11 protein-coding genes are annotated in these 11513 nt (G+C 71.3%); 7 read left to right on the top strand and 4 right to left on the bottom strand.

The window, feature by feature from the left end; all coding sequences use genetic code 11:
- Positions 1-59 precede the first annotated feature (59 nt).
- From deoC to LN652_RS18320, 4 genes are all read left to right on the top strand, one after another.
- Entirely contained in the window at positions 60-1037 is a 978-nt protein-coding gene (deoC, locus tag LN652_RS18335; protein WP_230442022.1) for a deoxyribose-phosphate aldolase, read from the top strand.
- Positions 1038-1042: 5 nt separating this feature from the next.
- Complete coding sequence (locus LN652_RS18330; RefSeq protein ID WP_230442021.1) at positions 1043-2482, top strand: aldehyde dehydrogenase family protein; 1440 nt, start codon at positions 1043-1045, stop codon at positions 2480-2482.
- On the top strand, positions 2479-3339 hold the full coding sequence (locus LN652_RS18325; RefSeq protein WP_230442020.1) for an aldehyde dehydrogenase family protein: 861 nt from the start codon (positions 2479-2481) through the stop codon (positions 3337-3339). The genes LN652_RS18330 and LN652_RS18325 overlap by 4 nt, the downstream gene beginning before the upstream one ends.
- Before the next feature lie 279 nt (positions 3340-3618).
- Positions 3619-4323: an alpha/beta fold hydrolase gene (locus LN652_RS18320; protein WP_230442019.1), complete on the top strand. Its 705-nt coding sequence runs from the start codon at positions 3619-3621 to the stop codon at positions 4321-4323.
- 76 nt (positions 4324-4399) lie between these two features.
- Here the strand turns inward: LN652_RS18320 and LN652_RS18315 are convergent, their stop codons facing one another.
- On the bottom strand, positions 4400-6076 hold the full coding sequence (locus tag LN652_RS18315) for a substrate-binding domain-containing protein (RefSeq protein ID WP_230442018.1): 1677 nt from the start codon (positions 6074-6076) through the stop codon (positions 4400-4402).
- A 94-nt stretch (positions 6077-6170) separates the two neighbouring features.
- Between LN652_RS18315 and LN652_RS18310 the strand changes: the two genes are divergently transcribed.
- Entirely contained in the window at positions 6171-6782 is a 612-nt protein-coding gene (locus LN652_RS18310; protein WP_230442017.1) for a nucleoside/nucleotide kinase family protein, read from the top strand.
- Here LN652_RS18310 and LN652_RS18305 read toward each other — a convergent pair.
- On the bottom strand, positions 6769-7845 hold the full coding sequence (locus tag LN652_RS18305) for an adenosine deaminase (RefSeq protein ID WP_230442016.1): 1077 nt from the start codon (positions 7843-7845) through the stop codon (positions 6769-6771). The genes LN652_RS18310 and LN652_RS18305 overlap by 14 nt on opposite strands.
- Positions 7846-7895: 50 nt before the next feature.
- Here LN652_RS18305 and LN652_RS18300 point away from each other — a divergent pair, with 50 nt between their 5' ends.
- Positions 7896-8348, top strand: coding sequence for a MaoC family dehydratase (locus tag LN652_RS18300; RefSeq protein ID WP_230442015.1), 453 nt, complete (start codon positions 7896-7898; stop codon positions 8346-8348).
- 14 nt (positions 8349-8362) lie between these two features.
- Here LN652_RS18300 and LN652_RS18295 read toward each other — a convergent pair whose 3' ends face one another.
- Positions 8363-9646, bottom strand: a complete 1284-nt coding sequence (locus LN652_RS18295; RefSeq protein ID WP_230442014.1) for a thymidine phosphorylase — start codon at positions 9644-9646, stop codon at positions 8363-8365.
- The gene (locus LN652_RS18290) at positions 9647-10024 is read right to left on the bottom strand and encodes a cytidine deaminase (RefSeq protein WP_230444769.1); all 378 of its coding nucleotides are present in this window, start codon (positions 10022-10024) and stop codon (positions 9647-9649) included.
- Between the two features lie 232 nt (positions 10025-10256).
- Here LN652_RS18290 and LN652_RS18285 point away from each other — a divergent pair, with 232 nt between their 5' ends.
- Complete coding sequence (locus LN652_RS18285; RefSeq protein WP_230442013.1) at positions 10257-11369, top strand: BMP family lipoprotein; 1113 nt, start codon at positions 10257-10259, stop codon at positions 11367-11369.
- The last annotated feature ends 144 nt before the right edge of the window (positions 11370-11513 follow it).

Here is an 11513-nt window from a genome sequence, read left to right as displayed (position 1 = left end):
GCAGACCTTGGCCCTCCGCGGATTGTCGGGCCGTTCGCGGCCAACTCTATGCTGGGTCGGTGACACCCACTCCCAGCTCAACGGCGAGCGCCCCCTCGACCCACGGTGCCTTCGACGACATCGTGCGGTCCGACTCCTCGCTCCGCCGCTTCCTCCACGGCCTCCCGGGGGTCGACCAGGTCGGGTGCGAGGCCCGCGCCGCCGGTCTGGCCACCCGTTCCATCAAGACCACGGCGAAGGCGTACGCCATCGACCTGGCCATCCGCATGGTCGACCTGACCACGCTCGAGGGCCAGGACACGCACGGCAAGGTCCGCGCGCTCGCCTCGAAGGCGATGCGTCCCGACCCCGCCGACCCGACCTGCCCGGCCACCGCGGCGGTCTGCGTCTACCCCGACCTGGTCGCCACCGCCAAGCAGACCCTCGGCGACAGCGGCGTCCACGTCGCGGCCGTCGCGACGGCGTTCCCGAGCGGTCGGGCGGCGATGGACATCAAGCTCGCCGACACCCGCGACGCCGTCGAGGCCGGCGCCGACGAGATCGACATGGTCATCGACCGTGGCGCCTTCCTCTCTGGCCGCTACCTCGAGGTCTTCGAGGAGATCGCCCAGGTCAAGGAGGCCTGTGGCGACGCGCACCTCAAGGTGATCTTCGAGACCGGCGAGCTCCAGACCTACGACAACGTCCGCCGCGCGAGCTGGCTGGCGATGATGGCCGGCGGCCACTTCATCAAGACCTCCACCGGCAAGGTGCAGCCCGCCGCCACCCTCCCGGTGACCCTGATCATGCTCGAGGCGGTCCGCGACTTCCGCGAGCAGACCGGCCAGATGGTCGGCGTGAAGCCCGCCGGTGGCATCAAGACCACCAAGGACGCCATCAAGTACCTCGTGATGGTCAACGAGGTCGCCGGGCAGGACTGGCTCGACCCCGACTGGTTCCGCTTCGGCGCCTCCACGCTGCTCAACGACCTGCTGATGCAGCGCACCAAGATGACGACCGGTCGCTACTCCGGTCCCGACTACTTCACGCTGGACTGAGGCCGATGAGCACCCCCTTCGAGTACGCCCCCGCCCCCGAGTCGCGCGCCGTCGTCGACATCAAGCCGTCCTACGGCCTGTTCATCAACGGCGAGTTCGTCGACGGCCACGGCAAGGCGTTCAAGACCGTCAACCCCGCCACCGAGGAGGTCCTGGCCGAGGTCGCCGAGGCCACCGACGCCGACGTCGACGAGGCCGTGAAGGCCGCCCGTCGCGCGTACACCCGTGTCTGGTCGCGGATGTCGGGCGCCGAGCGCGCCAAGTACCTCTACCGGATCGCCCGGATCATCCAGGAGCGCGGCCGCGAGCTCGCCGTCCTGGAGTCGATCGACAACGGCAAGCCGATCAAGGAGTCGCGCGACGTCGACATCCCCGTCGTCGCCGCCCACTTCTTCTACTACGCCGGCTGGGCCGACAAGCTGGAGTACTCCGGCTACGGCTCCACCCCGCTCGGCGTGGCCGGCCAGGTCATCCCGTGGAACTTCCCGCTGCTGATGCTGGCGTGGAAGATCGCCCCGGCCCTCGCGTGCGGCAACACCGTCGTGCTGAAGCCGGCCGAGACCACCCCGCTGACCGCGCTGCTGTTCGCGGAGATCTGCCAGCAGGCCGACCTCCCGCCGGGCGTCGTCAACATCGTCACCGGCGCCGGCGACACCGGCCGCGCGATCGTGGCGCACCCCGACGTCGACAAGGTCGCGTTCACCGGCTCGACCGAGGTCGGCAAGGCCATCGCGCGTGCCGTCGCCGGCACCGAGAAGAAGGTCACCCTCGAGCTCGGCGGCAAGGCTGCCAACATCGTCTTCGACGACGCCCCGCTCGACCAGGCCGTCGAGGGCATCGTCAACGGCATCTTCTTCAACCAGGGCCACGTGTGCTGCGCCGGCTCGCGCCTGCTCGTGCAGGAGTCCGTGGCCGACGAGGTCATGGAGCGGCTCAAGCGCCGCATGGCGACGCTGCGCGTGGGCGACCCGCTCGACAAGAACACCGACGTCGGCGCGATCAACTCCGCCGAGCAGCTCGCCAAGATCCGCGAGCTGTCCGACATCGGCGAGGCCGAGGGCGCCGAGCGCTGGTCGGCCCCGTGCGACCTGCCCGCCAACGGCTACTGGTTCGCCCCGACCGTCTTCACCGGCGTCTCGCAGGCCCACCGGATCGCCCGCGAGGAGATCTTCGGCCCGGTCCTGTCCGTGCTGACCTTCCGCACGCCCTCCGAGGCGGTCGAGAAGGCCAACAACACCCCGTTCGGCCTGTCGGCCGGCGTGTGGACCGACAAGGGCTCGCGGATCCTCTCCATGGCCAACCGGCTGCGCGCCGGCGTGGTGTGGGCCAACACGTTCAACAAGTTCGACCCGACCTCGCCGTTCGGCGGCTACAAGGAGTCCGGCTACGGCCGCGAGGGTGGCCGCCACGGTCTCGAGGCCTACCTGAAGGGAGCGGACGCGTGAGCCGCATCGACGTGCGCAAGACGTACAAGCTCTACATCGGCGGGCAGTTCCCCCGCTCCGAGTCCGGACGGTCCTACATCGTGAACGACGCCAAGGGCCGCCTGATGGCCAACGCCTCCCAGGCCTCCCGCAAGGATGCCCGCGACGCCGTCGTCGCCGCCCGCGCCGCGTTCGGCGGCTGGTCGGGGCGGACCGCCTACAACCGCGCGCAGGTCGTCTACCGCATCGCCGAGGTGCTGGAGGGCCGCCGCGAGCAGTTCGAGGCCGAGCTGCGCGCCGCCGAGGGCATCTCGCCCGCGAAGGCCCGCGCCGCCGTCGACGCCGCGATCGACCGTCTGGTCTGGTACGCCGGGTGGGCCGACAAGCTCACCCAGGTCGTCGGCAACGCCAACCCGGTCGCCGGGCCGTACTTCAACCTGTCGACGCCCGAGCCCAGCGGCGTGATCGCCGTGGTCGCGCCCCGCAGCCCGCTCCTGGGGCTGGTCAGCGTCGTCGCGCCGCTCATCGTCACCGGCAACACCGTCGTCGTGGTCGCGAGCGAGCCGCACCCGCTCACCGCCGTCACGCTCGGCGAGGTGATGGCCACCAGCGACCTGCCCGGCGGCGTCGTCAACGTGCTCACCGGCTCGCAGGCCGAGATCGCGCCCTGGCTGGCCTCCCACATGGACGTCAACGGCATCGACCTGACCGGCGTGGAGGACGAGGCGCTCGCCACCGACCTCGAGGTGGCGGCGGCCGACAACCTCAAGCGCGTGCGCCGCCCCGAGCCCGACACCGACTGGCTCGCCGAGCCCGGCCTCGACCGGATGACGCGGTTCCAGGAGACCAAGACGATCTGGCACCCGATCGGCGTCTGAGACGCCTCACCGCCAGCGACGGCCCCCGGAGTGATCTCCGGGGGCCTTCTGCTGCGTCACCCGCGCACCATGCAGGCAGTTCGCAGTCGTCAGAGCGGAGCGGAGCGTGGGAACCACCGGTCCTGCCCCGAACTGCCTTCATGGTGTCGGCACGCGCGTCCCACGCCCCTGGACCGACGGAAGTAGGCAGTTCGACGGCGCCGGTCGCACATCGAGCGTGGACCTCGACGGTCGACCGCCGAGCTGCCTACGTGGCGCGGGGGTCGGTAGCCTCGCGCGGTGGAGTCACGGTGGGTGGACGTGGACGGTGTCGTCCTGCACGTCGGGGTGACGGGCAGCGGGCCCGACGTGGTCGTGCTGACAGGCGGCCCGGGCTGTGTCCAGTACCTCGAGCGGGACGAGCTGGCCGTGCCGGGTCACCGGTGCTGGTTCCCCGAACCGCGCGGCGTCGGTCGGTCCGGGGGCGGCGCCCACGACATGCAGCGTGCGATCGCCGACCTCGAGGCCGTACGTCGCGAGGCTGGTGTCGAGACGTGGACCGTGCTCGGGCATTCGTGGGGCAGTGACCTCGCGGTCCGCTACGCGCTGGACCACCCGGAGTCGATCGCCCGGGTCATCGGCATCGCGGGACGCGGGCCGCAGCGCGACCGCACGTGGTCGGAGGCGTACGAGGCCGGTGCGCCCCTCGAGCCGGACGTGCCGATTGAGGTCGCCGCTGACGTGTGGAGCTCGCTCAGCGCGTCCTTCACCGACTGGATCCATCGGCCAGACCTGTGGCGGCGGCTGGCCGACTGCACGGTGCCGGTCAACCTCGTCGCAGCCGGAGCCGACGTACGTCCGTCATGGCCGCTGCAGCAGCTCGCGGAACTGCTGCCGAACGGGCGCTTCTCCGTCGTGCCGGACGCTCCCCACGACTTCTGGGCGACCCACCCAGAGCTGTGGGTGGACGTGGTCGGCCGCGCCTGCACGCCCCCTGTGGCGTGACACCCCGGCCAACAGCAGGCCCCGAGCACGACGAAGGCCCCCACGCGATGCGTGGGGGCCTTCGTCGTGTGCCGGGTCAGCGGTTGAGCAGCGCCTGGGCGAGCACCCCGAGGATCTCGTTGGGGTTGTTCACCAGGTAGTTCTGACCACCGGTCGCCGCGGCGATCTGGTCGAGCTCACCGGTGTCGGAGTCCTGCGAGATGCCGATGATGATCACCTTGACCGGCTTGGCCGGGTCGCGGACCGACTTGAGCTGGTTGACGAGCGACTCCAGCGACAGCGAGCTGGAGTCGTCGCTGGCGCCGTCGGTGAAGATCACCACGGAGTTGAACCACGCCGGGTCCCACTTCTCCTGCGCGTACTTGTACGCCGCGAGGGTGGTGTCCATCAGGCCGGTCGCGCCGCGGACCCGGCCGACGAGGGCGTCGGCCTCCTTGCGCACCACCTCGCCGTGGGTGCCGGCGGCGCCGGCGTCGGCGTCGAGCCGGTCGAGGGTGGCGTACTCCTGGTAGGAGACCCCGCCCTCGCCGCGGTTCTTCGAGAAGCCCCAGATGCCGATCCGGGCCTGGGCCGGGAACGCGTCGAGCGCCACCTGCGAGGCCTGCACCGCGAGCTGGATGCGGGTCGTGTCGCCGATCGCGGTCTTCATCGACCCGGAGAGGTCGACCACCGCGAGGATGCTGGACGGGACCGAGAGCACGCGCCACTGGCGCAGCGTGTCGTCGGTGGTCTTCTGCGCCACCTTCGCCAGCACGCGGGAGTCGCCGAGCCCGATGCCGTTGGGCAGCGGGGCGCCGTCGGGGCCGCGCAGCTCGGCGGCGGCGATGGCGTCGACGCCGGCGCCGGAGGTGAACCAGCGCCCGATCGCGCGGGCCACCCGGGCCGAGAGGTCACCGCCGGACGCCATCACGTCCAGGTTGCCCCGGTTCACGTCGACCAGCGGGTACTGCAGCATCGGCACGCCCGTCTGGGGCGCCACCAGGGTGAGCTGGTCGTTGCTGCGGCGGGCCGCGAGGTAGGCCTGCTCGGTCGCCGGGACGAGCTGGGTGCTGGACGCGGCGATCGTCGACAGGTCGGCCTCGGTGGAGGCGCCCTCGACGGCGCGCTCGCCGAAGGTCTGCGCGACCGGGACGGTCTTCTCCTCGATCGTCAGGGCGGTCTCACCGGTGGCCTTCATCTCGGCGTACGGCGCGAGCAGCGCGAGCGCGGAGGCACCCTGCGCGCTCGGATCGGACATCGCGAGCGAGCCCCCGTCGAGCGCAGCGGCCCACGAGGCGGGCGCCTTGGCGGCCGGGCCGCCGACCAGGCCGACGGGCGTCTGGGCGAGCACCTCGGCGACCGGCGTGCCGGTCCAGCCGGCGGAGGTGAGCTGGCCCTTCCAGGTCGGGCTGTCCGGGATCCAGATCTCGGGGAGCTCGGCGTTGGGGTCGGCCAGCAGCGCGACCACGTCCTTGACGGTGCCGGCGGTGACGACGATGTCGATGCACGGCTCGTCGGCGTTGACGTCCTTGACGGCCTGGTGGACCAGGTCCTCCATGACGGGCGCAGTCGTCAGGGTGACCTTCTCGGACACGCAGTCGGAGGCCTCGGCACCCTTGTCACCGCCCAGCGCGAAGAAGCCGGCCACGCCGACGACCAGCAGCAGGGCGAGGCCGCCCAGCAGCAGGGTGCGGCCGCCGGGACCGGCAGGCCGGTGCCGACCGCCGGTGGTGTCCGCGCCTTCGGGCGCGGTCGTCGAGTCGTCCAGACTCATGAGGTCCTCCCACAAGAACATCGATCCGGGGTCTGGGCGAGACTAGTCCTCGGCCACAGCCCCCGTGGGCGAACGAGGAAATGAGTACGTGAGCATGAGCACAGCCCAGGTGATCGTCCTGGCCGGGCCGAGCGGCGCCGGGAAGTCCCGCCTCGCCGAGCGGCTCGGCCTGCCGGTCCTCCGCCTCGACGACTTCTACAAGGACGGCGACGACCCGACCCTCCCCCGCATCGACCACGGCGCCAACGCCGGCCTGGTCGACTGGGACGACCCGGCGTCGTGGCACCGCGACGACGCGCTGGCGGCGCTGCGCGAGCTGTGCGCCACCGGTCGCAGCGAGGTGCCCGTCTACGAGATCGCGCAGAACGGCCGGTGCGGCTCCCGCACCGTCGACCTCGGGGGTGCCGACCGGTTCGTGGCGGAGGGGATCTTCGCGCCCGACGTGGTGGCCGCGTGCCGTGAGGAGGGCATGCTGGCGGCGGCGTACTGCATCACCCAGCACCCGGCGGTCACCTTCTGGCGCCGCCTGACCCGCGACCTGCGCGAGCACCGCAAGCCGCCGCTCGTGCTCGTCCGGCGCGGGCTGGCGCTCATGCGCGACCAGCAGCGCGTGGTCGCCCACGCCCTCCGCGCGGGCTGCCGCCGAGCGACCGGTGACCAGGCCTACGCCGAGCTGACCGCCGGTTCCTCGGCTACTCGCCGCTGAGCGCGGCGTAGCCCGGCTTGATGACGTCCTCGATGATCGCCAGCCGCTCGTCGAAGGGCAGGAAGGCCGACTTCATCGCGTTGATGGTGAACCACCGCAGGTCCTCGAGCGTGTAGTCGAAGGCCTCGACCAGCCCGAACATCTCCCGGGTCATCGACGTGCCGCTCATCAGCCGGTTGTCGGTGTTGACCGTCACCCGGAACCGGAGCTTGGTCAGCAGCCCGATCGGGTGCTGGTCGAACGACTCGGCGGCGCCGGTCTGGATGTTGGAGCTGGGGCACATCTCCAGCGGGATCCGCTTGTCCCGGACGTAGGCCGCCAGCCGACCGAGCTCGACCGAGCCGTCGTCGCCCACGGTGATGTCGTCGATGATCCGTACGCCGTGGCCGAGCCGGTCGGCACCGCACCACTGGATCGCCTCCCAGATCGACGGCAGCCCGAAGGCCTCGCCGGCGTGGATGGTGAAGTGGGCGTTCTCGCGCTGGAGGTACTCGAAGGCGTCGAGGTGGCGGGTGGGCGGGAACCCCGCCTCCGCGCCGGCGATGTCGAAGCCGGCGACCCCGCGGTCGCGCCACGCGATCGCCAGCTCGGCGATCTCCATCGAGCGGGCCTGGTGGCGCATCGCGGTCAGCAGCTGGCGCACCACGATCCGGCCGCCCGCCGCCGCCATGCCCGCGTCGAAGCCCTCCTGGACGGCGGCGACGACCTCGTCGAGGGTCATCCCGGCCGACACGTGCTGCTCCGGCGCGTAGCGCACCTCGGCGTAGACCACGCCGTCGGCGGCGAGGTCCTCGACGCACTCGCGGGCCACCCGCGCGATCGCCGGGCCGTGCTGCATCACCGCCACGGTGTGGTCGAAGGTCTCGAGGTAGCGCACCAGCGAGCCCGAGTCGGCGGACTCGGTGAACCAGCGACCGAGCGACTCCGCGTCGGGAGCCGGGAGCTCGTGGCCGATCTCGGCGGCGAGCTCCACGATGGTCTGCGGACGCAGCCCGCCGTCGAGGTGGTCGTGCAGCAGGACCTTGGGGGCGGCCAGCACCTGGTCGCGCGTGGGAGTGCTCATCCGCACATCCAACCAGTGCCCGTCATCGGGCGCGCACTATGTTCGTGCCCATGCGCACCTTCACCACGCTCGAGGACGTCGCGGCCGCCTCCGGGTCGGAGATCGGCACCAGCGAGTGGCTCACGGTCGACCAGTCCCGCATCGACGCGTTCGCCGACGCCACCCTGGACCACCAGTGGATCCACGTCGACGCCGAGGCCGCCGCGGCCGGCCCGTTCGGCACCACGATCGCGCACGGCTTCCTCACCCTCAGCCTGCTGCCCCACTTCGCCTCGCAGGTGTTCCGCCTCGAGACGCCGGGCGCGCGGCTGAACTACGGGATGGAGAAGGTGCGCTTCCCCTCCCCCGTCCCGGTCGACAGCCGGCTGCGCTCGCACGTCCGCTTCGGCGAGGTCCGCGACCTGCCCGCGGGCAAGCAGCTCGTCGTCGAACACACCGTGGAGATCGAGGGCCAGGCCAAGCCGGCCTGCGTCGCGCAGCACGTGGTGCTGCTGCTGGCCTGAGGGCGTACGCCCGGTCAGCCGATCCGGTCGAGGACGATCGGGCCGGGCGTGAAGGACGCGCCGTCCTCGATGTCGTAGCCGCCCTCGAGCGAGGCCAGCGCGCGGCCGAAGCGGTCCGCCTCGTCGGTGTGCAGGGTGAACAGCGGGTCGCCCTGGGTGACGGTGTCGCCCGGGCGCGCGTGCCAGACCACGCCGGCGCCGGCCTGCACCGGGTCCTCCTTGCGGGCACGACCGGCGCCGAGGCGCCAGGCGGCCATCCCGACCGCCATCGCGTCGAGGCGGGTGAGGGTTCCGGAGGACGGCGCGTGGACGACGTGGCTCTCGCGGGCCTGCGGGAGCGGGGCGTCGGGGTCACCGCCCTGCGCGCGGACCATCGCCTTCCAGGCGTCCATCGCCGAGCCGTCGGCCAGCTTGTCGGCCGGGTCGACGTCGCCACGCCCGGCGCCGGCGAGCATCTCGCGCGCCAGCGCGAGGGTCAGCTCGACCACGTCGGCGGGACCGCCGCCGGCGAGCACCTCGACGGACTCCGCGACCTCGACCGCGTTGCCGGCGGTGCGGCCCAGCGGGGTCGCCATGTCGGTGAGCAGCGCGACGGTGTGCACGCCGGCGTCGGTGCCGAGCGCGACCATCGTCTCGGCCAGCTCGCGCGCGGAGCCGAGCTCCTTCATGAACGCGCCGCTGCCGACCTTGACGTCGAGCACCAGCGCCCCGGTGCCCTCCGCGATCTTCTTGCTCATGATCGAGCTGGCGATGAGCGGGATCGCCTCGACCGTGCCGGTGACGTCACGCAGGGCGTAGAGCTTCTTGTCGGCCGGGGCCAGGCCGTCGCCGGCCGCGCAGATGACCGCGCCGACGTCCTCGAGGATCGAGAACATCTCCTCGTTGCTCAGCGCCGCGCGCCAGCCGGGGATCGACTCGAGCTTGTCGAGGGTGCCGCCGGTGTGGCCGAGGCCGCGACCGGAGAGCTGCGGGACGGCCACGCCGCAGGCCGCGACGAGCGGGGCGAGCGGCAGGGTGATCTTGTCGCCGACGCCGCCGGTGGAGTGCTTGTCGGCGGTCGGGCGGGAGAGGGAGGAGAAGTCCATCCGCTCGCCGGAGGCGATCATCGCCGCCGTCCAGCGGGCGATCTCGGTGCGGTTCATGCCGTTGAGCAGGATCGCCATCGCGAGCGACGACATCTGCTCGTCGGCGACCTCGCCGCGGGTGTAGGCGTCGATCACCCAGTCGATCTGGCTGTCGGAGAGCTCCTGCTTGTCGCGCTTGGCGAGGATCACCTCGACGGCGTCGTGTGCGGCCACTTAGCTGGTTCCTTCTTCTGTCGTCGTGCTGGTCGTGTGGGCGAGGTCGTCGGGCCCGAAGGCGTCGGGCAGCACCTCGGACATGGGCCGGACGCCGGTCACGGTCCAGACCATCAGGTCCCGGCCGCCGTGCTCGAAGAGCAGCTGGCGGCACCGGCCGCACGGCATGATCACCTCGCCGTCGCGGTTGACGCACACGAAGTGGGTGAGCCGGCCCCCGCCGGTGGCGTGGAGCTGCGACACCAGACCGCACTCCGCGCACAGCACGACGCCGTAGGCCGCGTTCTCCACGTTGCAGCCCACGACCGTGCGACCGTCGTCGACCCGCGCGGCGGCGCCCACGAGGTACTGCGAGTACGGCGCGTACGCGTGCCGCATCACGTCGGTCGCGGCTGCCCGCAGCTGGTCCCAGTCCGTCTGTTCCACGCGCACAGTGTGGCGCATACGCCGAAGCCACGGTCATCGGCAGGTTCCGCCGAAAGATGTCCGGCCGGTTTTAGGTCTCAAACGGATTTCGGAAGTCCCGGATCGCGTGACCTACACCTCCCCGCCCGGCATCATGACGCCCGAACGCTGACCCCACCCCGGGGTGCATGAATTTGGAGGCATTGTGACCAAGACGAGGAAGGTCGTCGCGAACGGCCTCGTGGCGCTGCTCGCGGGCGCCAGCCTGGCTGCGTGCGGCGACGCGCCCGCCGAGGACGGCAACGGCGACACCGGCAGCAACGCCGAGGCGAGCGACTTCCAGCCCTGCATCGTGTCCGACGCGGGTGGCTTCGACGACAAGTCGTTCAACCAGCTCGGCTTCGAGGGCGCCAAGCAGGCCGCCGACGAGTTCGGCGTGGAGCTGAAGGCGGTCGAGTCCAACAGCGAGAACGACTTCGCCCCCAACCTCGAGAGCCTCGTCGGCCAGGGCTGCGACGTCATCGTCACGGTCGGCTTCGCCCTCGCCTCGGCGACCAAGGAGTCCGCCAAGGCCAACCCCGACATCGAGTACGTCCTGATCGACGACTCCGCCGACGGCGGCGACGACGGCGCGACCTTCGACGGCAAGGCCGACGTCGAGAACATCAAGCCGCTGCTCTACGACACCGCGCAGGCGGCGTTCCTGGCCGGCTACGCGGCCGCCGACTACACCAAGACCGGCAAGGTCGGCACCTACGGCGGCATGCCCTTCCCGACCGTCACCATCTTCATGGACGGCTTCAAGCAGGGCGCGGAGTACTACGCCGAGGAGAACGGCAAGGACGTCGAGGTCGTCGGCTGGGACGGCAAGAACGGTTCCTTCACCGGTGGCTTCGAGGCCAACGAGGCCGCGACCAGCACCGCCAAGCAGGTCCTCGACCAGGACGTCGACGTGATCCTCCCGGTCGGCGGCCCGATCTACCAGGGCGCCATCACCGCCATCGAGGACTCCGGCAAGGACATCGCGATGATCGGTGTCGACGCCGACCTCTACGAGACCGACCCGTCCACCCAGGACTACGTCATGACCTCGATCCTCAAGGGCATGAAGGTCTCGACCTACGAGGCCGTCAAGGCCGCGGGCGACGACGAGTTCGACTTCGCGCCCTACATCGGCACCCTCGAGAACGACGGCGTGGGCATCGCGCCGTTCCACAACTTCGAGGACAAGGTCGACGCCGGCCTGGCCGACAAGCTGGAGACCGTGAGGGCCGGCATCATCGACGGCTCGATCAAGGTGAACTCCTACCTGGGCTGATCGCCCGCACACCTGCTCCACCACGGGGGAGGCCGACGCACGCGTCGGCCTCCCTCGTGCGTGTCACGGACCTGCCAGAGAACGCCGCACACCTTTGGCACATCTGCGGCACGAGCCGCGGGGGGCGCGGCGGTTACCCTTCTC

The organism is Nocardioides okcheonensis (genome assembly GCF_020991065.1).
In the GTDB taxonomy this organism is placed as follows: domain Bacteria; phylum Actinomycetota; class Actinomycetes; order Propionibacteriales; family Nocardioidaceae; genus Nocardioides; species Nocardioides okcheonensis.
The sequence above is the reverse complement of the archived record's forward strand: the minus strand, read 5'-3'. Positions and strand labels throughout refer to the sequence as shown.

Coding starts and splice junctions, on each gene's coding strand:
- LN652_RS18330 (WP_230442021.1), top strand. CDS start 1,043: ATGAGCACCCCCTTCGAGTACGCCCCCGCCCCCGAGTCGCGCGCCGTC.
- LN652_RS18315 (WP_230442018.1), bottom strand. CDS start 6,076: ATGAGTCTGGACGACTCGACGACCGCGCCCGAAGGCGCGGACACCACC.
- LN652_RS18310 (WP_230442017.1), top strand. CDS start 6,171: ATGAGCACAGCCCAGGTGATCGTCCTGGCCGGGCCGAGCGGCGCCGGG.
- LN652_RS18305 (WP_230442016.1), bottom strand. CDS start 7,845: ATGAGCACTCCCACGCGCGACCAGGTGCTGGCCGCCCCCAAGGTCCTG.
- LN652_RS18300 (WP_230442015.1), top strand. CDS start 7,896: ATGCGCACCTTCACCACGCTCGAGGACGTCGCGGCCGCCTCCGGGTCG.
- LN652_RS18290 (WP_230444769.1), bottom strand. CDS start 10,024: ATGCGGCACGCGTACGCGCCGTACTCGCAGTACCTCGTGGGCGCCGCC.